The 21,779-nt window shown below is 44.7% G+C and carries 17 protein-coding genes; 9 read left to right on the top strand and 8 right to left on the bottom strand.

Annotated features, from left to right (window positions below):
• Positions 1 to 21: 21 nt before the first annotated feature.
• Positions 22 to 2,283 (bottom strand): glycosyltransferase family 4 protein, encoded by a 2,262-nt coding sequence (locus AC3WVG_RS05465; RefSeq protein WP_488797160.1) that lies wholly within the window; start codon positions 2,281 to 2,283, stop codon positions 22 to 24.
• Between the two features lie 1,204 nt (positions 2,284 to 3,487).
• Here AC3WVG_RS05465 and AC3WVG_RS05460 point away from each other — a divergent pair.
• Positions 3,488 to 4,459, top strand: coding sequence for a deoxyhypusine synthase family protein (locus AC3WVG_RS05460; RefSeq protein ID WP_488797159.1), 972 nt, complete (start codon positions 3,488 to 3,490; stop codon positions 4,457 to 4,459).
• A 93-nt stretch (positions 4,460 to 4,552) separates the two neighbouring features.
• Here AC3WVG_RS05460 and AC3WVG_RS05455 read toward each other — a convergent pair whose 3' ends face one another.
• The 5 genes from AC3WVG_RS05455 to AC3WVG_RS05435 all read right to left on the bottom strand — a co-directional run bounded on the left by AC3WVG_RS05455 (position 4,553) and on the right by AC3WVG_RS05435 (position 11,262).
• Complete coding sequence (locus tag AC3WVG_RS05455; protein ID WP_488797158.1) at positions 4,553 to 5,425, bottom strand: EamA family transporter; 873 nt, start codon at positions 5,423 to 5,425, stop codon at positions 4,553 to 4,555.
• Between the two features lie 264 nt (positions 5,426 to 5,689).
• On the bottom strand, positions 5,690 to 7,057 hold the full coding sequence (locus AC3WVG_RS05450) for an aminopeptidase (protein ID WP_488797157.1): 1,368 nt from the start codon (positions 7,055 to 7,057) through the stop codon (positions 5,690 to 5,692).
• Complete coding sequence (locus AC3WVG_RS05445; protein ID WP_488797156.1) at positions 7,047 to 8,027, bottom strand: UDP-glucuronic acid decarboxylase family protein; 981 nt, start codon at positions 8,025 to 8,027, stop codon at positions 7,047 to 7,049. Before AC3WVG_RS05445 ends, AC3WVG_RS05450 begins: the two co-directional genes overlap by 11 nt.
• A gap of 461 nt (positions 8,028 to 8,488) precedes the next feature.
• A complete protein-coding gene (selA, locus tag AC3WVG_RS05440; RefSeq protein ID WP_488797155.1) occupies positions 8,489 to 9,901 on the bottom strand; it encodes an L-seryl-tRNA(Sec) selenium transferase in 1,413 nt (470 codons plus the stop codon).
• Positions 9,902 to 9,993: 92 nt separating this feature from the next.
• Entirely contained in the window at positions 9,994 to 11,262 is a 1,269-nt protein-coding gene (locus tag AC3WVG_RS05435) for a bifunctional folylpolyglutamate synthase/dihydrofolate synthase (RefSeq protein WP_488797154.1), read from the bottom strand.
• 209 nt (positions 11,263 to 11,471) lie between these two features.
• Here AC3WVG_RS05435 and AC3WVG_RS05430 point away from each other — a divergent pair, with 209 nt between their 5' ends.
• The 8 genes from AC3WVG_RS05430 (at position 11,472) to secF (ending at position 20,137) form a co-directional block, all read left to right on the top strand.
• Positions 11,472 to 12,998 carry a glutamate synthase-related protein gene (locus AC3WVG_RS05430; RefSeq protein WP_488797153.1) on the top strand — a complete coding sequence of 509 codons (1,527 nt, stop codon included), beginning with the start codon at positions 11,472 to 11,474 and terminating at the stop codon, positions 12,996 to 12,998.
• Between the two features lie 3 nt (positions 12,999 to 13,001).
• Positions 13,002 to 13,442, top strand: coding sequence for a 4Fe-4S dicluster domain-containing protein (locus AC3WVG_RS05425; protein WP_488797152.1), 441 nt, complete (start codon positions 13,002 to 13,004; stop codon positions 13,440 to 13,442).
• Between the two features lie 21 nt (positions 13,443 to 13,463).
• Entirely contained in the window at positions 13,464 to 14,744 is a 1,281-nt protein-coding gene (locus tag AC3WVG_RS05420; protein ID WP_488797151.1) for an NAD(P)/FAD-dependent oxidoreductase, read from the top strand.
• A gap of 18 nt (positions 14,745 to 14,762) precedes the next feature.
• Positions 14,763 to 15,896 (top strand): class II glutamine amidotransferase, encoded by a 1,134-nt coding sequence (locus AC3WVG_RS05415; RefSeq protein ID WP_488797150.1) that lies wholly within the window; start codon positions 14,763 to 14,765, stop codon positions 15,894 to 15,896.
• Positions 15,897 to 15,898: 2 nt separating this feature from the next.
• Complete coding sequence (locus AC3WVG_RS05410) at positions 15,899 to 16,648, top strand: GltB/FmdC/FwdC-like GXGXG domain-containing protein (protein ID WP_488797149.1); 750 nt, start codon at positions 15,899 to 15,901, stop codon at positions 16,646 to 16,648.
• A 106-nt stretch (positions 16,649 to 16,754) separates the two neighbouring features.
• Positions 16,755 to 17,111, top strand: a complete 357-nt coding sequence (gene yajC, locus AC3WVG_RS05405; RefSeq protein ID WP_488797148.1) for a preprotein translocase subunit YajC — start codon at positions 16,755 to 16,757, stop codon at positions 17,109 to 17,111.
• Between the two features lie 293 nt (positions 17,112 to 17,404).
• Positions 17,405 to 19,006, top strand: coding sequence for a protein translocase subunit SecD (secD, locus tag AC3WVG_RS05400; protein WP_488797147.1), 1,602 nt, complete (start codon positions 17,405 to 17,407; stop codon positions 19,004 to 19,006).
• A gap of 78 nt (positions 19,007 to 19,084) precedes the next feature.
• Entirely contained in the window at positions 19,085 to 20,137 is a 1,053-nt protein-coding gene (gene secF, locus AC3WVG_RS05395; protein ID WP_488797146.1) for a protein translocase subunit SecF, read from the top strand.
• A 171-nt stretch (positions 20,138 to 20,308) separates the two neighbouring features.
• Here the strand turns inward: secF and AC3WVG_RS05390 are convergent, their stop codons facing one another.
• Together AC3WVG_RS05390 and AC3WVG_RS05385 are read right to left on the bottom strand one after the other, a co-directional pair.
• On the bottom strand, positions 20,309 to 20,515 hold the full coding sequence (locus AC3WVG_RS05390) for a hypothetical protein (protein ID WP_252380753.1): 207 nt from the start codon (positions 20,513 to 20,515) through the stop codon (positions 20,309 to 20,311).
• Positions 20,516 to 20,665: 150 nt separating this feature from the next.
• Positions 20,666 to 21,694, bottom strand: coding sequence for a tetratricopeptide repeat protein (locus AC3WVG_RS05385; RefSeq protein WP_488797145.1), 1,029 nt, complete (start codon positions 21,692 to 21,694; stop codon positions 20,666 to 20,668).
• Positions 21,695 to 21,779 lie beyond the last annotated feature (85 nt).

Raw genomic sequence — 21,779 nt, 5'->3', positions numbered from 1 at the left:
TTCAGAAACCAAGACTTTCAATCAGCGGTTAAAATGGGGTTTGGCCACAGACTCTTCTATGCTCAGGTACGCTAGCATGTAGCTGATCAGGCTTTCCGCGCCCTGATTCAGGTTGACGCCGTCCGGGGTCAAGCCATCGTAGCAACCCCGGGATCTGTAGTCGAACAGGGCGACGCTCGCATCGTTGTCGCCTAGGAACCAGTAGAATGCCTTGCGCATCAGCTTGATAAAGGAGACGTCACCCGTGGCCGCGAATGCTTCGCGCAACATGCGCACGGTGGATGTCGCTTCAATGGGTTGCTGATCAAAGCGGGCCTTCTCCGCACCTTTGGGATACCAGCCATTGCAACCTACGAAAGAAAAGTGATTGCCGGTGAAGGTCGCCCCGATGAGGAAGCGGCAGGACTCTAGGGCCGTTTCACGATAAATCTTGTTCCCCAGCGTTTCAGAGGCAACGAACAGGGCATGTGGCAGCGCGGCGTTGTCGTAGGTCAACAGGTCTTCAAACCATGCCCAATTAGGGCTAGCGCATTGGCGGAACGCCCGCATGAGACAGTTTGCGGCCTTGCCCATTTCCCGGCGCATGCGCACATCATCGGGAAATGCCGTGAGATAATCGGTTAGACCGGAAATCTCGTAGGCCCGGCCGCGTAGGCTGAAGTCATCTGTTATGGTCATGGCGTCCAGGAAGGCCTCTTGAGCTAAGATGGCCAGAGATGGTCTTGGGGGACGAGCGATGAGTGCTCCCAGGGCGCAGACTGCCCTTGCAGTGGCGTCCTCGGACCGGACTGGTGGGAGAAATACCCGCTCATAGGACATGAAATTGTGAAAGCCGCCGCCTGGCTTCCTGGCATGGAGGAGAAAAGCAAAATAGATTTCCAGCAGCCCGAGCGACTCCTGGTCCCGATACTGGTGATGACAACGGGCCATAACCTCCAGAGCGCGGGCGTTGTCGTCGGTGCAGTAGCCGTGGACACGGTCCGGGATGGTGTGCATGGCATGCTGGAAGATGCCGGTGTCGTCAGACATGCGAAGGAAGTGGTCCAAGCGAAGCTCGGGAAGTTCCTTGAGTGTCACTCGTTTCGTGGGCGCAGCTTCCATATCCAGGGCTGCAGACGGAGCCGCCGGCGCCGTCAGGTGCTGGAACAAACGCCAGTAGGTCGTGCCGGTCCTGGTCCAGGTCATGGTACGACCGAACTCGAAGGCGCTCCTGCGCATAGTATCACATGCCGCCGGATTATCGATCAGGCTGATCAACGCCGCACTAATGGCCTCGTAATCCCGGAATGGAACCAGTATGCCGCGTCCGTTGTCCAGCAACTCCTCTGCATACCAGTAGGAGGTGGAGATCACTGCTTTGCCCATCCCGACGGCGAAGGCCAGCGTGCCGCTGGTCAGCTGTTCTTTGTGCAAATATGGTGTCAAATAATAGTCGGCTGCATTCAGGAACTGATGCAGTTCATTATCGTTGGTGAAGCGATTAATGAATGCGACGTGGCGTTCAAGGCCCAGATCATGCACCAACCGTTGCAGGAAGAGGCGGTACTCCTCGCCATCGTTGCGTTTTACCTCCGGATGCGTGGCCCCGAGTACGAGATAGAGGATGGAGGGGTCCCGCTTAACAACCTCGGGAAGTGCGCGAATAGTCCATTCGATACCCTTGTTGCGCCCTAGCAGGCCGAAGGTCAGGGCAAGCTTTCGGTCCCTGAATCCTAGGTTCTGCTTATATGGTCTGGAATCTTCAAAGGGCAGATCAGGGATGCCGTGCGGGATCATCTCTATCTTGTCCGCGGGCACTCCGTAGTTCTCACGCAGCATGGATATGCCGCGCCGGTTCATGACAACCAGTTTGCTGGAGATACTTGCAATACGGACCAAGGCGTCGCGATATTGAGGGGCTGGCTTTTCCAATACCGTGTGCAAGGTTGTAACCACCGGCATGGAAAGACTCTCGAGGAGTTCACAGATGTAGCTTCCCGCCTTGCCGCCGAACAGACCATATTCGTGCTGCAGGCTTACCAGGTTGACGCCGCTGTAGTTGATGTAGTCGGCAGCGGTCAGGTAGTCTCTCTGCTGATCCCTGCGAATGGTGAGCTTGACCTTGTCGTCGTAGCTGAAGCGATCAGCCGCCTCCATGGCGATGATTTCCGCATCCAAGTTGCCTGCTGACGCCTCGGAGGCATGTGCGATCAAATCCGATGTGAATGTGGCAATGCCGCATTGCCGCGGCAAAAAAGAGGAGATAAATGCAATTTTGTGGGGTTTCAAGCTCCGGGCACTCATGACGCACCTCCATCGGAGGTGACGGTGTAAGCCGGAGTGTTTCCGGTGGCCTGCCAGAGATTACTGGTCAGTATGTGCTTGATGATCTCTTTCGCATGAACCTGTTTGGCAGCATACCGCAGAGCGTGTATTTTGGCGTCTAGGCCATTCATTTTTTGCTCCTCCTGTCACCTTGCCCCCGAGGCGGTGATGTATTCAGGCCCTTTGTGATTCGGCTCTTTTTGCCTGCGCGTGGTATTTATTTGTCATAGAGGGTCTTGAGCAAGGCCTTAGACTCGCGATCGCCGTATGTATCCGGAGCACTCGCAGTACAGAATAGATATATATCGATTTTTATAACACCAGAATTATCAACAAAATTGAACATACAACTTAGGAGATGAATGTCAAGCGCTTTCCTATATTTATGCAAGTTAGTAGCATCTAAATTAATTTTGATTAAAATATTAGAGAGATATCTCAATCAAGCTTGAGTTATTTTTCATTTAAATATTTTTTAAGGGTCGACTAAATAAGATGTTGTCAACTCTAAAAGAGCGGATCAAATAATTTACCCTTATCCATCGTGTGTTTAATGTTCTTTTTAAAGTCTAAGTTAGACAGCATTAAAGCTTATACCCTCAAAAATCTGCGTATGTCTGCGGTTAAATAAAAAAACTAGCGAAGCAGTAAATTTAGGTCAATTAGCCCTGCGATTTATAAACAGGCCAGTGTACATTGCTGGATTTTATGGGCGCAGGGTTCTTGAAAATCCTAACGGTCTTGATATTTCCATGGTTTATTCCAGTCTTGGTTTCTTTCATGCTGGTACAAAGACTTGGACCCATCTAAAACTTGCTTGCGGACAGAGCATAATGGGATATCTTGGGTAAACAGATATTCTTTTTATTATCGATAGTTATGGTCAACATCGCAAAGTATTTAGCCCTTTCATCCCGATGCTCTGTTTTTTCCGCAAGCTTCGTTAAGATTGGCTTACCCAAGCCGTTTGTGATGCATTTCAGAAACCAGGCCTTTTTATCTGGTAGTCAAAATGGGGTTTGCTACAGACTAAAAACAGCCATTCAAGACTTGATTCCCGTTGTACTCTCAGCTAATCGCGGGAAAGTGATTTTTGGCCTAAAAACAAGGCTACTGGTCACTAGCTACTACAAATTTATACTCAATACATCAAATTACTAATATCAAATAACAAGGAGTAGATATGACCACTATAAGCGCTTTTATGGAAGAGAATTTCAAACACTTCAATGCCCGCGAAACCTTGGAAGCGGCCAGGGCATGGCGCGAACTTCTGGACAAGGGAGGGCGCATGCTTTTGGCCATGGCTGGAGCAATGAGTACAGCAGAGATTGGTATCTCTCTGGCCAGGATGATCCGGGAGGACAAAGTCCATGCTATTTCCGCTACCGCGGCCAACTTGGAAGAAGATATTTTTAATCTTTTTAGTAACAAAGAGTATAAAATGGTGCCCCATTACAGGGATTTGACTCCTGAGCAAGAACGCGAACTTCGAGACCAGGGCTTTAACCGGGTCACTGATACCTGTATCCCGGAATCAGTTATGATACATATTGAAAAGATTTTACTGGATAATTGGCGTGAGGCCGCTGCTAAAGGCAAGCCGAAATTTCCCTGGGAGTTTATGTATGAATTGCTGAAAACCCCTGGCATTGAAAAATATTTTCAGATTCCGCCTGAGCACTCCTGGGTCTACGCTGCCATGGAAAAGGGGATACCGATTTATACCCCTGGCTTTGAGGATTCCACCCTGGGCAATGTCTATTGCGCTGATGTGATGAGAGGCAAGATTCCTAGCCACTATGGCGTGCGTACCGGCACCGAGCAAATGGAACATCTGGCCGGATGGTACCAAAAACAGGTCGAGGATGGCGCTCCGGTGGGCTTTTTCCAGATCGGTGGTGGTATTGCCGGCGATTTTGCCATATGCGTGGTACCCATGCTCATTCAGGACGTAAAGAAAAAAGAAACTCCCTACTGGGCCTACTTCGCCCAGATAGGCGACAGTACTACCTCTTACGGTTCGTACTCCGGGGCCGTGCCCAATGAAAAAATTACCTGGCATAAACTGGATACAGATACTCCGCGGTTTATGATTAACTCTGATGCTTCTATCGTGGCCCCACTCATTTTTATGTATGTTTTAGGGGAGTAAATTTATGAAAGGGTGAAGGGGGGAATCAGGGAAGAGGGGAAAGAGAGATTATTTTTTCTCCGATTCTCCCCCCTCCGATTCGCCGTTTCTTTCTTATATCCTTAGCAAAAGTATCCCCACGACAATAATTACGGATGCCACTGTGCGCAGGGCGATCTGAGACTCTTTATAGATTATTGCACCCAGCCAGACGCTCAAGACAATAGCGGCTTTGCGCAGGGCAACGGCATAGCTGATGGGACAGACTTTCATTCCGTAACGGAAAAATAGCACTGAGCCTGCAAGGAGTACTCCTCCTAAAAATATCTGCCCGGGAAGTTTTTTTATTTCGGCTAACATTGCAGCAGAAGAAGATTTTTTCCATACGACGACACTTAAAAAAGAGAGCATAAAAAAGATCATTAAAGTGATGTAAGGATAGACAAGAGGAGCGGACAATCTATCTACTCCTGCTTTATCAAACACTGACCCAATAGAAGCAAAGAGACTGGCTGCAAGGGCCCAGAAAACCGGTTTTTTGTCTTTTTTTACCTGTCTTAAAGAAGAGCTGCTCTTTCGTTCCCACTGGAGCAGGATAGCTCCAAAGGTGGTTAGAAAAATGCCTGTTATTCCGGAAAAACTTAAGTATTCCCCTAAGAACCAGCTTGCCCAGATGGGAACAAACAGGGGTGTAAGGTTGGTTAAAGGATAGACCAGGGACAATTCCCCCTTTTGATATGCCTTGCCAGTACATAGCTGGTAAAAGGAATACATCAGGCTGGCTCCTAAACAGGCAAACACAGAGGGAAGGGGCATGGTTTTCCATATTGGCAAGTGCCATACGGCCAGGGGAAGAAAAAGTATTAGAGTGGTGACGAACATCCACCAGATGAATATTTGTTTTTGAGGACTGTTTTTGACGCAAAGGTTCCAGCCCATGTGAAAAAGGGCTGAGATGAAAATGAAGAATAGGGCCTGGATGTTCATGTTAGCGTAAAATATAATAATTATATTTATAAATTCGAAACAACTTTAAATTTTCAAATTACCAAATGACAAAAACATTAACTTGAGTTGTGTCTCAAATTGGAAGAAGAAGTTTTGGATTTTGGTTATTCGAAGTTGTTTCGGAATTCGAATTTCGATATTAGGAATTTTCATGCACGCGGATGACAAAAATTTTTGTCATGGAAGTTTATGTTGAGTTGGTAAGGGCGCTGGCGGCTCTGGTCGCCTGGCGCCCTTGTTTCATTATTTTGCCTGAAAAAATTCTTTATAAGCCAGATAGGTGGCATAGATGTCGGCTTTGCTGGTAACCTCAAACGGGCTGTGCATGGCCAGTACTCCAGGACCAAAGTCAATGATATCCAGACCATAGATGGCCAGAAATTTGGCCACGGTGCCTCCCCCGCCAATGTCCACTTTGCCCAGTTCAGCCATTTGCCAGGGAACACCTGCTTTATTGAGAATATTTCTCAGCCAGGCCACATATTCGGCATGGGCATCGTTGGCACCGTATTTGCCTCTATGTCCGGTAAATTTACAAAAAACCGGTCCATGCCCCAGAAGAGAGGCATTGAGCTTTTCATGCACGTCTTGATAATCCGGGTCTAAGGCGGCATGTACATCAGCTGAAATGGCCTTGGTGTTTTGAAACAGTGTCCGTAAATTGGTTTTCGGCTCCCAGGAGTCAATCAGGTCTTCAAGACAGTACTCTAAAAACAAAGACTTGGCTCCTGTGGAACCATCAGAACCTATTTCCTCTTTATCCCAGAAGATGAGTACCTGGGTGTATTCCGGTTCCTCTTGTGCCAGGAAGGCTTTTAAGCCTGTAAATACGCAGACGCGGTCATCCTGTCCATAACCGCCGATTAAGGCCTCATCCAGGCCAACAAACCTGGCTGGGCCGGCAGGTACGGCCATGAGTTCTGCCGAGTACAGGTCTTCTTCTATCAGCCCAAATTTTTGATGTAGCAGCTTGATGATTTTTTGTTTGACGAGATTCTTTTCTTTATCTTTTTCTTTTTTGGCCGGGCTATGGCCCAAGATTATATTCAGTTTTTCAGCCTCAAAGGCTTCGGTAACTTTTTTCGTTACTTGTTTATGGGCCAGGTGGGGCAAAAGGTCTGCTATGGTAAAAACCGGGTCAGCAGGGTCTTCGCCCAGAACAATATCTATTTTTGTCCCGTCAGTTTTTATAACCACGCCGTGCAGTGCCAAAGGTCTGGCCAGCCACTGATGTTTGCGGATGCCGCCATAATAGTGGGTTTTGGCCAGTGCCACCTGGCACTCTTCATATAATGGCCGCTGTTTCAGGTCCAATCTGGGGGAATCGGCGTGTGCGCCCAAAAGACGGACGCCGTTGGCCAGGGGTTGCTTTCCTTTGCGGGCTAAAAAGATAGTTTTGTCGCGATGGATCTTAAAGACTTTGTCCTGTGCAAAGTCTTCTTTAAAGCCATATTTTAAACCTTCAGAGCGGACAAAGTCTATGGTTTCTCTTTCTGTTTTGCAGGCAGATAAAAAATGCACATACTCTTTGGCCAGTTGTTCCATCTGGCTTAAATGTTCCGGGGTGTCAAAGACCTGCCAGCAGTTTTTAGGTTCAAATTCAAGATCCATTTTTCCTCCTCAAAAGGTTTTCAAAGTAGGCAATGGTTTTTTTCAGCCCCTCTTCCAGGGGGACTTTAGGTTCCCAGGAAAGAGCTTTCTTGGCAAGAGTAATGTCCGGTCTTCTCTTTTGCGGGTCATTAACAGGAAGTGGTTTGAATATGATTTCCGACTTGGAGCCTGTTAGGTGAATAATCTTTTCCGCCAGTTCCATGATGGTGATCTCTGCCGGGTTACCCAGGTTAACAGGGCCGGTAAAGTCCTTGGGTGTACGCATAAGCCTCAGGATACCCTCAACCAGGTCGTCCACATAGCAAAAAGAGCGGGTCTGTTCACCTTTTCCGTAGACAGTAATGGGTAGATTTTGCAGGGCCTGGATAATAAAATTGCTTACTACCCGCCCATCATTGGGGTGCATATTCGGGCCGTAGGTGTTAAAAATCCTGGCTACCTTGATCTCCACCCCATGCTGGCGGTGGTAGTCAAAAAACAGGGTCTCGGCACATCTTTTACCTTCATCATAGCATGACCTGGGGCCAATGGGATTCACCCGCCCCCAATAGTCCTCGGTTTGCGGATGTACTTCCGGGTCTCCATAGACTTCGCTGGTGGAGGCTTGAAAGATTTTTGCCTTAACCCTTTTAGCCAGCCCCAGCATGTTGATGCTGCCGTGAACACAGGTTTTTGTGGTCTGTACCGGATCGAATTGATAGTGGATGGGCGACGCCGGGCAGGCCAGGTTGTAGATTTCATCCACTTCTACATATAGTGGAAAGGTAATGTCGTGGCGCAAGAGTTCAAACCGGGGATGATCCTGCAGCTGGCGAATATGGTCTTTTTGGCCGGTAAAATAGTTGTCGCAGCAAAGAACTTCGGCCCCAAGTTCCAGAAGTTTCTGGCATAAATGCGAGCCAATAAATCCTGCTCCTCCGGTTACTAATATCCTTTTGCGCACCAGCCCCTTAAATTCGCCGTTTTGCATTGCTTGCTCCTTGAAATATGGTTCTTAGTTAATCTCGTCTAGCTTTTTACTTTTTAAGCCTGTGGCCAAACCCTACTTAAGAGGACAATTTTTCATAATTTTTTCAATCCTGATTTCTTTCATGCTGGTGCAAATGCCCGGATCCATCTATAGCTTGCTTGCGGGCAGAGCATAATGGGGCATTTGGGATAAATGAATATTCTTTTTATTGTCGATAATTATGGCAAATATTCCCAGATACTTAGTTTTGTCATCCCGATGCTCTGCTTATCCGCAAGCTTCGCCAAGATGGTTTAACCAGCCCTTTGCAATGCATTCAAGAAACCATGATTTCTAATCCGGTGGTCAAAATGGGGTTTGGCCACAGACTCTTTTACCATCACTCGTCTCGCATTAGCTACACCGGTCTGTATTTAGTTTCCCCTCCACCCATTTACCCATCCTCCCATCCCCCCATTTTCTCATCCACCCACAACCGCCTGTTCAATGGCCTCGCAGACCAGGTTATATTCTGAGGGGTCAATGGTTCGCGGATCCAGGCAAAAATAATCATCTTCCAGTCTGCCCACCAAGGGTGGTTCTGTGTGCAGGAGTTTGTTTTTTAAGTCTTCGATACTCATTTGTCTGGGCCTTATGGCCACAAGAGTCGTGGGCAAGTCCTGCTCTGGAAAAGCTCCGCCCCCGACCCTGGAGTGATTGGGAATAAGTTTCAGTTCCAGATGGTCTTTTAGGCGTCGGGCCAGCCTGTTTTTTAGTCTCCGGGCTTTCTGCTTAAGTTCCTGTTCAGATAAAGTAATCATGTTTACTGTGGGTATCTTTTCCCGGGCCAGGTCCATGTCCAGATACAGGCGCAAAGTAGCCTCTAAAGCTGCCAGGGTCATTTTATCTATGCGCACGGCACGGTTCATGGGATTTTTCTTGATTTTATCAATGACTTCTTTTTTGCCGAGGATAATTCCGGCCTGAGGCCCGCCCAGAAGTTTGTCTCCGCTAAAAGAGACTACCGAAACACCTGCCTTGATCACCTGCTGAACAGTGGGCTCATGCATAAAGGAATAGCCATAAGCAGAAAAATCAAAGAGATTCCCGCTGCCCATATCTTCCAGGACAGGTAACCCGTATTTTTGGCCTAAGGCAACCAATTCTTTTAATTGCACTTCCTTGTGAAAGCCGATGATGCGGTAGTTGGATGTATGTACTTTAAGCAAGGCCGCTGTTTCCGGGCCTATGGCCTGCTCATAGTCGTGCAGGTGGGTTCTGTTGGTCGCACCGACTTCTCGCAAGATAGCCCCACTTTTGGCCATGACCTCTGGGATACGAAAGGAGCCTCCAATTTCCACCAGTTGCCCGCGTGAAACGATTACCTCCTTGCCTTTGGCCAGGGTGTCCAGGATAAGGAGTACAGCCGAGGCATTGTTGTTTACTACAAGACCGGCTTCGGCCCCGGTCAGGCGGCACAAAAGCTCTTCTACATGACTGTAACGGCTGCCTCGTTTACCGGTCTTTAAGGAAAATTCCAGATTGGAATAATGCCTGCAGGCATGGACAACTGCCTCAATGGCTGATTCAGCCAGGATGGAACGTCCCAGATTGGTATGAATAACCACTCCAGTGCCATTAATTACCCGGCGAAAATGGGGGCGGCTGTGGGCCCGGATATAGGCCATAATTTTTGGCTTCAACTTTTCTAGCTTCAACTGCTCGCCATTGGTAATGATCTGGCTGCGAATCTCTTCCCGGCACAGATTCAAAAAATCATTGACAAGATCCCGGACAAGTGGCCTGGGAAGATTGGCGACTATCTTTTCGCTACTTATGGCATTTAAAATTGCATCCACAGAAGGAAGATGCTTGAATAGGTTTTTTGTGTTCATTTTGTTCTTTTGGTTTGTTTAGTTAAGTTTTATGTGTTAGGTTCTAGAAAATTTGTTTCGCTTATTTGGTTTTTATCCCTTTGTCTTAATTTTTACCAAAGCGACTTATTAAACCAATCAGGTTTAATCGTAAACACTTCTGCCAGAAGATAAATTGAACCGCAAATAAGTATTGGTCCGGGCATGGTCAGTGCCAGGGCAAGAGCCTGGCCTACGTTGGGGCTAAAGTCCATATTCTGCTTCAAATATTTTTTTATTTCTTTTTTAGATAAGGACCGGGGATTATTTTGAAGTTCCGGTACAATACCCCGCGCCTTGAAAGAGTTAATAAGGTCAAACATTTTATCTGTTTGTTTGTCTTTAAGACAGGTGAAGATGATTGTTCGCGGGAGTTTGTTTATTTTGGCCAGAGAGTTTTTTAAAGAAATAAGGCCCGCAGGGTTGTGGGCTGCATCCAGAATGACTTGAGGTTTTTTATTCACGAGCTGCATCCGACCGGACAAGAAGGCTTTTTTTAAGGCTTTTTTTATTTTTTTATCATCAAACGGCCAATTATTTCTTTGACACAATACCCACCAGCCCAGAATAGCTGTTTGGGCATTAATTGCTTGAAACTCACCTTTTAACCCCAGATCTTCCGAATTAAACTGGAGATAGGGGGCCTGGTTAAACGTAATTTTCTCCCCATAGTCAAAAAAAGAAGGGACGTAATAAAAGGGGACGTTTTTTTCTTTTATCCTTTGTTTGATTGCCTTGAGGGCTTCTAGTTTCTGGGGGGCGCTTACCACACTTGCACTTTTTATAGCCCCGGCTTTATCCTTGGCAATTTCCTCCAGGCTCTGGCCGAGGACATCTATATGGTCTTGGTCGATGGAGGTTAAAACGGTTAGCATAGATTCAAAGATGTTAGTTGAGTCATAAGTTCCTCCCAGGCCAGCTTCGAAAATTGCCAGGTCAACTTTTTCCTGGGTAAAGGCCAGGCTGGCCACAAGGGTTAAAAATTCAAAGTAGGTTAGGTCGATGTTCGAGCAGTTGGTTAAAATTTTGTTGGCTAGATTCACCCAGTCTGGAGTTGATAAGAACTGTCCATTTACCTTTATCCTTTCTCTGACAGTCAACATGTGCGGGGAGGTAAAAAGTCCTGTTTTAAACCCGTGTTCTCGCGCCAGGAAATCTAAAAAAATTGCGGTAGACCCCTTGCCATTGGTGCCCACTATGTGCACTACAGGCGGATGGAGATGAGTTAGGTTTAAGGCCTGAAGTCCGGTTTGTACCCGGTCGAGTCCAAGATCCATCCGAAATAGACCAAGCTGTTCCAGGTATGCCTGAACTTGCCTAAAATTTAAAAATTTTGAATACATAATTAAATAATAAGGCCTCCTTGTAGGCGAGAGAAAATAAATTTTATCCAAGGATTTGCTTTTTGGAAAAATTTTTTATAAAGGGATCGCCTGCTACAAATCAAGCAAGAATGCAAATGGAAAGACAAAGACCAAGTGGCTGTCGGGAGTCGCTAAAATAAGGAATCGCGAATTACGGAATTACGAAAATAATCTCGGGGAGAAGTGCCTTGATTAACAAGCCAATTAATCAGAACTACTACGATTTTGTAATTGAGCGCGATAAGGATCTCTGTATTAACTGCCGGGTGTGTGAACGGCAATGTTCTTATCAGGCTCATTTTTGGGATGAAAATAGGCAAAAGGTCATGCATGACAATACCAAGTGTGTTGGTTGTCATCGCTGTGAGGCCTTTTGTCCTACAGGGGCCCTGACCATTAGGCGGAACAGATCTGAATTCAGAGAAAACTCTCTCTGGAAACCCTGGTTTTTAAAAAATATTTACAAACAGGCCGACTCAGGTGGTGTTCTACTGGCAGCCATGGGCAATCCAGCCCCGTATCCTATCTTTTGGGATCACCTTCTCTTGGATGCCAGCCAGGTAACCAACCCTTCCATTGACCCTTTGCGTGAGCCCATGGAGTTGAGGACCTACTTGGGTTCCAAACCGGATAAGCTCGAGTTTGAAGAGACCAACGAGGGCAAAGTTAGTCTGAAAACCAAACTGAGTCCGCAGATCAAGCTCAATTACCCAATCATGTTTTCGGCCATGTCCTATGGCTCAATAAATTTTAACCTGCATATAGCCATGGCCAGAGCGGCCACAGAATTGGGCATAGTTTACAATACTGGCGAGGGTGGATTGCACCCTGATTTATATCAGTATGGGCCCAACACCATAGTTCAGGTGGCATCAGGCCGGTTTGGGGTCCATAGGGACTATTTGAACGCCGGTGCTGGTATTGAAATTAAAATAGGCCAGGGAGCAAAGCCTGGTATCGGCGGCCATTTGCCAGGGGAAAAGATTGGCCCTGGAGTATCCATGACCAGGATGATTCCAGAGGGTTCAGACGCCCTTTCTCCGGCCCCGCATCATGATATTTATTCCATCGAGGATTTGCGTCAGCTTATTTATGCACTGAAAGAGGCCACAGAATATCGTCTCCCTGTTTCGGTCAAGATTGCTGCTGTGCATAATTCCGCAGCTATTGCTTCGGGCATTGTTCGGGCTGGTGCAGATATTGTGGCCATTGACGGGTTTAGAGGCGGAACCGGGGCAGCACCGACAATGATTCGCGATAATGTAGGTATTCCAATTGAAATGGCCCTGGCTTCTGTCGACCAAAGACTCAGGGATGAAGGCATCCGCAACCATGCTTCTTTGGTGGTTGCTGGCGGAATCAGATGCAGTGCTGATGTGGTCAAGGCTATCGCATTGGGTGCTGACGCTGTCTATATTGGTTCGGCAGCCTTGATAGCCGTAGGCTGTACCATGTGTCAGCGTTGTTATACTGGAAAGTGCCCGTGGGGAATTGCAACCAACGTTCCAGCATTGGCCAGAAGGCAGAACCCTGAAATTGCGACCAAGAAATTAATCAATCTGGTCCGGGGATGGGGTCATGAGATTGAGGAAATGCTAGGTGGTATGGGCTTAAATTCCATTGAAAGCCTGCGTGGAAACAGAGAAAAATTAAGGGCAGTGGGCCTTAATCAGGTTGAACTGGATATCTTAGGTGTAAAACCAGCAGGAAGGTAGTAAATGAAGCGCGTATACGTAAATCCAGAAGTTTGCATAGGCTGCCATATTTGTGAGCTGGCCTGTATGACAGGGCATTCTCAAAGTAAAGATTTGATTATTGCTTTCCGGGACGAGCAGGCACAGGGTTTGATCCCGCGCAATACAGTTGACCATGCAGGCTGGATCACGGCCTCCTTAAACTGTCGGCATTGTGACGAGCCTGCCTGCGTGCAGGCGTGCATTTCAGGAGCCCTGACCAAAGATAGGGAAAGTGGACGGGTAGTCTATGACGAAGAGCAATGTGTAGGGTGCTGGTCATGTCTTATGGCCTGTTCTTTTGGGGCAATTAAACGTCATCCCATCAAAGAAAAGATCGTCAAATGCGATTTGTGTCCAGGCAGTGATGTCCCAGCCTGTGTTGCGGCCTGTCCAAACGAGGCTCTGGAATTTGCAGAAAAATAGAACATATCCGGGGTGTTAAGTATGAAATATGTTATAGTGGGCAATGGTGTGGCTTCAATTGGAGCCATTGAGGGTATTCGCCGGGTAGATCCTGAAGGTCCAATCACTGTTATATCAGAGGAAGAATTTAAGACTTATGGCCGACCTCTTATCTCTTATTTTTTGGCCGGTAAAGTTACTGATGAGCGGGTCAATTTAAGAGACGACTCTTTTTACCAGGATAATAAAGTCGATCTAAAACTGGGCCAAAAAGTCTTGCGAGTTGATCCGGAGAATAAATCAATTTACCTGGAAAATGAAGAGAAGATAGAATTTGACAAACTACTCCTTGCTACCGGGGGGACGCCTTTTTGTCCACCTATTCCGGGTGCTGATGGTCCTGATATTTATTTTTTCACTACGCTCAAGCATGCCCAAACTCTGGATGGGGTTTGTAAGAAACTGAAAAGGGTAGTGGTCATTGGTGGTGGACTGATTGGTTTAAAAGCTGCTGAAAGTCTCTTTGACCGGGGAGTTGAAGTTAGTATTGTTGAGTTGGCCCCCAGGATTTTAAGCGCGGCCTTTGATGATGTAGCAGGAAATATTGTAGCAAACCGGCTAAAAAAGTTAGGTTTTAATATATTTTGCAACACTACGGCCAAGGAAATCAAGCGAGAAACAGATGGTCGGGTAAAGGGAGTTCTACTTCAGGATGGTGAGTTTTTGGAAGCTGATGCTGTGGTTATCGCTATTGGTGTCGTGCCAAATGTATCCTTAGCCAAGGAAGCAGGAATTAATGTAAACCGTGGGATTGTGGTTGATGAAAAATTAAAGACCAGTGCCCCGGATGTTTATGCTGCCGGTGATGTGGTGGAAGCCCTGGATTTTTTGTCAAATGAGCCTCGAGTCACCCCTATTTGGCCCAATGCTTATGCACAAGGATTTATAGCCGGACAGAATATGGCTGGAGTAGATAGAGAATATGCAGGTGGCCTAGCCATGAATTCCATTGGTTTTTACGGGTTACCAACCATTTCAGTAGGTATTGCCAACCCTCCAGAAGATCAGGGCTATGAAGTGGTCACCTTTGTTGATGAAGAAAAGGAAGTTTATCGCAAGTTGGTGTTTAAAGACGATAAATTGGTTGGATGTGTTTTAGTTGGTGATGTGGACAAAGCGGGGCGATATACAGGATACATACGATTTCAGATTCCTGTGACTCAAAAAATAAAGTTTCATTTACAGAACAATGAACCTACGCCCCTTGAGTGGCCAGAAGATATTTTCCAGCAAAAGTGGAATCCGCAGGCCAGACTACGCTAAGTAAAGGAGATTTAGTTCATGAATAATCCCTGTTTGTCCATTACAGAGTATAAGAGAAAGATTTTTGCGACGAAGGAATATTTACGCGAAAAAGATATTTCAGGATGCGGCCTCTTTGGTGTAATTCATAGGCACAAAAAAACTTTGCCAGGAAACGTTGCCATTGACGCCATCGCTGTACAGCATGACCGGGGGAATGGTCTAGGTGGCGGTTTTGCCGCATATGGTATTTACCCGGAGTTAGCTGACAAATATGCATTGCATTTGATGTGTGATGACCAGGCTGCTTTGGAGAGAGCCGAGGATATTATCAGAAAATATTTTGTCATTCATCTTTCTGAACCTATACCAGTTCGCAAGACCTTGGGTGTAATTAATCCGCCCGTCTTGTGGCGTTTTTTTGTGCAGGTGAGGATAGACAGGCCAGCCTGGGTACATTTGAGTGAAAATGACTATGTTGTTTCAGTGGTAATGTTGGTGAATAAAAAGATCCCTGGAGCGTATATCTTTTCCAGTGGCAAAAATATGGGCGCTTTTAAAGGAGTAGGGTTTCCCGAAGATATTGGTGAATTCTTCCGCCTGGATGAATATAAAGGTTATATCTGGACTGCTCACAATCGTTTTCCCACCAACACCCCTGGATGGTGGGGCGGAGCCCATCCTTTTACTCTCCTGGATTGGTCCATAGTGCATAATGGTGAGATTTCTTCTTACGGTATAAATAAGCGCTATTTATGTCAGCACGACTACGAGTGTACCCTGATGACCGATACGGAAGTCGTGGCTTATTTATTGGACCTCCTTATTCGAAAACATGGCCTGAGTAAAAAAATGGCCTCAAAAGTCTTTGCGCCTCCGTTCTGGGATGAAATCGAGCGTATGGATGAAGAGGAGAAAGCAGCTTACACTGCATTAAGGATGGTCTATGGTTCAGCCCTGCTCAATGGCCCCTTTGCTATATTATATTCTGACGGCAAAAGTTTAACCGGCTTAAATGACCGAATAAAGCTCAGGCCTTTGATTGTGGCTGAAAAAGATGAGTTAGTCTATATGGCCAGTGAAGATTGTTCCATTAGAAGTGTATGTCCGGATCCAGATAAGTTATGGGCCCCAAAAGCTGGAGAACCTGTTATCGTGGAGGTTGAGGGATAAAGATGAAGTCAAAACTAGTCATTGATGCCAAAGGACTATATTATAAAGACCTGAACGAGCGCATCAGGCAGGCTGTGAAAGAGGGAGTACAGGAGTTTGAACTCTTAAATGTAAGTGGGCAGAGATATATTGGCACAGCGCTGGAGGGCGAACTTAAATTTCTGATCCACGGAGTAGCTGGCCAGGATACGGCTGCGTTTATGCGTGGCCCGTATATGCGCATTGAGGGTAATGCCCAGGACGGACTTGCCAATACCATGGATGATGGTTTTATCAGCTGTACGGGCATGGCCGGAGATGTTTTGGGTTATGCCATGCGTGGTGGCCAGGTCCATATTCATGGAGATGTGGGTTACAGGGTAGGCATTCATATGAAGGCTTACAAGGATAAGCTGCCGATTATAGTCATAGGTGGCAAAGCCGGTGATTTTCTTGGCGAATACATGGCCGGGGGGGTGATTATTCTCCTGGGCCTTTTTAGTCAGCATAAAGAAACACCTATAGCCGGTCGTAGTCTGGCTACTGGTATGCATGGAGGGGTTATCTACGTGCGTGGCCATGTGCCAGAATATCAGTTAGCTGATAACCTGGTTGTAGAAGATGCAGATGCTGAAGATAGAAAGATAATTGAAAAATATGTACACACGTTTTGTCAGGAATTTGATGAGAAGGAAGATGAAATTCTTGATACTGATTTTGTGCGCATAAAGCCAAAATCGCACAGACCTTATGGTAAGTTATATATTGGTTGATTGAGTTTGGTGTTTACAAACTTAATCTGGTCTTTTAATCTATGATATTACGTATTCCTGGTATGTCAAAAATATTGACCTTGTAAAAATTAAAGACGGAGGATTTATGTTTTTTACCCAGATGGCCTATGCCATGGGGCAGGCGGGAGGAACTCAGGCAGGTGAAGGCAACCCATTAACAGCGTTCGTGCCTTTGCTGTTAATGTTCGCCATTTTTTACTTTTTGCTAATCAGACCCCAGCAAAAAAAGGCCAAAGAACATCAAAAACTTTTGGCTAATCTAAAAAAAGGCGATTATATTTTGACCAACGGAGGTATTTACGGGCGTATCGTTGGCATTGATGGCGAAGTGTTGACCATTGAACTGGCAGACAATGTCCAGATTAAGGTCAACCGTGGCTATGTTGCCGGACTTGCAGATTCAGGTCAAAAAGATAAGCCAAAAAGCAAAGAAAAAAAGTAGCCAATTGACTAATTTTTTAATATTGAAGACCTGGTTGCCAAATTTGGTTTCCAGGTCTTTTTTATTTTGGATTGTATTTATTAATGCTCAAGACGTGGAATAATGTAAATAAAATTTTAAACTTTTTATTCTACTTATTTAAATGTTTTTATACACTAAAATAATTTTACAGGTTAACTTTTGAATAGTCCGCAACATCAGCTTTCATGAGAAGGGTAGGTTCTGGCATAGCAGAATCATGTATTGATTCACAATTAAACTTTTAATTATAAACATAAATAAAGGGAAAGCATATGCAGGGGAGTTTGCGCTGGAGAATAATCCTTATCATTATTGTTTTAGGCCTAGGCCTGATATACGCCTTGCCGTCTGTTCCCGGGATCAAAAATTCAGCTTTAACCAAGATTCTGCCTGATAATGAAATAAATTTGGGCTTGGATCTTAAAGGTGGTATCCACCTCACTTTGGGAGTGGATGTACAAAAAGCCATTGAGAACTCATTGGCGCAGATGGGACAGGATATTCGTTCTGAAGCCAGAGAAGAAAGTATTCTTGTGCTTAGGCCCAGGGTTGTTCAAGGTGGGAAGTTGGAGTTTGTGCTTCTTAAGAGCGACCAGCAAGAGGCCTTGGAAGACATGTTGGAGCAAAAGTTCAGCCAACTAAAAATTGTGTCTCGGGAACCACTAGAGCAGGGCAAGGTAAGGTACGTGCTGGGCATGACTCCAAAATATAAGGAACATTTGACCAAATTAACCATTGATCAGGCCATTAAAACTATTCGAAACCGTATAGATCAGTTTGGGGTTGCCGAACCGGACATCCGAAAACAAGAGGGTAATCGAATCCAGGTGCAATTGCCAGGATTGGATGATCCCCAACGGGCGATTAAGGTGATTGGCAAAACCGCGCATCTCGAATTTAAACTTGTGGATGACGAAGCCGATATTAAGAAAGCTTTAAAGGGAATACTTCCGCCTGGAAGGGAACTTGCCTATATATATAAAAAATTGCCAGATGGAAGTACGTCCAAACAGCCTATCGTGCTTAGAAAAGAAGCCGTGCTCACGGGTGAATATATTACTGATGCCAATACTGCCTTTGATTCCTATGGCCAGCCGTATGTCTCTTTAAGCTTCAATAAGCGTGGATCTAGGATCTTTGAGCGGGTCACAGGGGAAAATGTGAAGAAGAGATTGGCCATTGTTTTAGACGGCAAAGTTTATTCAGCGCCGGTGATCCAGGAAAAGATTAGTGGTGGTCGAGCTAGTATTACCGGGCGGTTTACCACTGAAGAGGCCCATGATTTGGCCATTGTTCTTAGAGCTGGTTCATTGCCCGCACCAGTTCATGTTATGGAAGAAAGAAGCGTGGGACCATCATTAGGTCAGGAATCTATTGAAAAGGGTATTTTTTCAGCTCTCATAGGTGGGGCTATCGTCTTGATTTTTATGATTGTCTATTATGGCTTTGCCGGTATTGTTGCCGACATTGCTCTTCTTTTTAATATTTTATTGATCATGGCTGGTTTGGCCGGTTTTGGGGCTACTCTGACCCTGCCTGGTATTGCCGGTATAATTTTGACAATTGGTATGGCTGTAGATGCCAATGTGCTTATTTTTGAGAGGATCAGAGAAGAATTGCGACGGGGATTATCTCCGCGGGCAGCCATTGACGAGGGATTTGGCCGGGCTACTTTGACCATTTTGGATGCCAATGTGACGACCATAATTGCGGCCATTATTTTATATCAATTTGGGACAGGCCCCATTCGTGGTTTTGCTGTTACCCTGACCTTAGGTATTTTGGCCTCGATGTTTACAGCAATTTTTGTTTCCCGGGTCATTTTTGACATATGGCTGACCAGAAGAAAGGCGGGGACAGCATTAAGTATCTAGGAAGTTGGACATTCTAACTCCAGCTATCAGCTATAATTATACTACGAGCTATGAGCTATAAAAGGAGGAGCCTGGATAATGGGTTTACAAATTATTAGACCGGATACAGATATCGATTTTATAGGCCTGCGAAAATGGGCCTTTTTATTATCTGGACTGCTTATCCTGGTTGGGGTCTTATCCTTGATCGTTAAAGGCGGGCCTAAATATGGGATAGATTTTGCCGGCGGGGTAATAGTTCAGGTCAAGTTTGATCAGCGTGTTGAAGTCAAAGAATTAAAACAGGCATTAAAAGAGGCTAGTCTTCCGAGCTTGGTGGTACAACGTTTCGGGGATAAAGAAGACAATGAATATCTTTTGCGAACCTCAGCCGACAAATTTTCTCCAGAAAAAATTAGGACTTTGGTAGAGGAAAAGCTAAAAAAGAATTTACACGGCAAAAAATTTGAAATCCAGAGGCTGGAAATGGTTGGTCCCAAAGTGGGAGCAGACCTCAGATCCAAAGCCCTGGAAGCACTATTTTATGCAGTGTTGCTGATCGCCATTTATATTTCGGGGCGTTTTGAGCAACGTTGGATGACTGCTGGCGTAATGGCTGCTGGATTAGCATTGGGTGTGTATGTGTTAAAGCTTTTGTCCATGCCCATGAGTGTGTTGATTGTAGCTGCTATGCTTATAACTTTGGGCCTGTGTTGGTACTTAAACTTAAATTATGCTTTGGGCGCAGTGGTGGCCCTGATTCACGATGTTTTTATTACCGTGGGCATATTTTCTCTACTGGATAAGGAGTTTGATTTAACAATTGTGGCCGCTCTTTTGACAATTGTCGGTTATTCTTTAAACGATACAATTATTGTTTTTGACCGGATACGGGAAAACTTGCGGGCAAAAATATCACCTTCGCTGGCCAGAACTATTAATGTAAGCATTAATCAGACCTTGAGTAGAACCTTACTTACCTCCGGAACAACACTAATTGTTGTAATCTGCTTGTTTTTATTTGGTGGCGGAGTGATTCATGACTTTGCCTTCGCTCTTTTAGTTGGAGTGCTGGTCGGAACCTACTCATCTATTTATGTGGCCAGCCCGATATTATTGGGATTTAAACCCAAAGTTGAAGAAGAGGCATAAAAAAAGCCCCGCTTAGCGGGGCTTTTTTTATGCACAGTCTACCTACGTATTATCTGGGTTGAGTTAGTTTTAGATTTATCAAGTGGTCGTTTATATATTGTCTGAAGGCATTATATTTTGTCTCTGGATGCAATAATTTTAAAACAGGCCATATTAAGCCGCTCAAATTTCTTAAGTATCAACAAGATTTCTGCTGCTTGTTTTTAACTTTTTATTTACTTTATCCAACAATTTTTCGAGCTCTATCCGCTTAAATTGATAGTCCTTGCTATAGAGTCTTTTAAGGATGAAGTTGCGGCAGTCATATAAAGTGTGTGGTTCATTCTCTGTGTCCACAATTTTACCGCATATAGGACATCCTCGAAATTTTGTTGCCATAGAATATCACCTTCGTTCAGAGTAGCCAGGTTAGATGGCCACATACACATCCGCATTGGCGGGGTGAAGTGGATCTTTTTTGAATATTAAGTTATTTTAATGTGTTATTAAAATAATGAATTTTGCAGAGCTTTTCTGAAACTTCAGTCTTTAACCTTGAGCATATTTTTTCAATTTTTTGTTAAGATTTTTTAAAAGAGTTTCAGCAACGGCGAAGTTAGGGTTTAAATTTAATGCTTTTAAAGTGAGTTTCTTTGCATTGGCATACTGCTTCATAAAAAAATAAGCTTTTGCCATATTAAAATAGATGTTTTCATCCTTTGGGTCCAGAGCCAAAGCCTTGCGGTATGCATCGATTGCCAAGTTGTATTGACCCTTTTTTCTAAGATTTATACCTAAATTGTTATAAGGATTAGGAGAATATGGATCTACTTTTAAAATTTCAATAAATAATTTTTTTACTTCCTCAAAATTATCTCTTTTTGCATATTCTTCAGCGCATTTGCTTAAGTAATATTTGTATTTTTTTATGTCATTTTTACCTTTATAGGCTTCTGCAAGCCCTTTGTATGCCTTTATGAAAAGATTGTTTATTTTTAAGGCTTTATTAAAGGCGATTATTGCTTTTGTAAACTTTTCTTCTAGCAAGTATGAGTTTCCAAGATCAAAATAATATTGGGCATCTTTTTTCTCAATATCAACAATTTCATTTAAGCTTTCTATGGCATGGTCATAATTGCCTTTAGTGATGTCGTTCATTGCGTTTTTTAGCAACTCATCGTCGATTTCATTAAAGTGAAATAAACTTAATGAATTTTTTATATGTTCTTGTAAAGTTTTTAAATGATAAGGGCGGATGACAAAACCTGTACACCCGGCGCCAATAATGTCTAAGACAAAATCACGTTCTGAGTGATCAGAGATCACAACGATAGGAATAAATTTATTTTGTAATTTATGTTGTAATTTATGTACCAGCTCAATGACGCTCATGTCACTTAGTTGATTATCAGCGATAACCAGGTAAAGTTTGTTAAATTTAGCATAATCAATGACTGCAATACCCGAAGAAAATCTATTGGTGATATGAATGCCTAAGCATTCGAGGTTATGTTTATCATTTTCAAAATTTAGATCTGATGCAGTACAAACAATGGCCGGTATTTTATTTTTTCCCATATTACTAATGCATAATGATAAGAGTTTGAAAAAAAATCTATGGATTAAGGTAGTTATAAATTGTTATGTTTTCTATCCTTTTTAA

Source organism: Desulfovulcanus sp. (assembly GCF_982781345.1).
The sequence above is the reverse complement of the archived record's forward strand: the minus strand, read 5'-3'. Positions and strand labels throughout refer to the sequence as shown.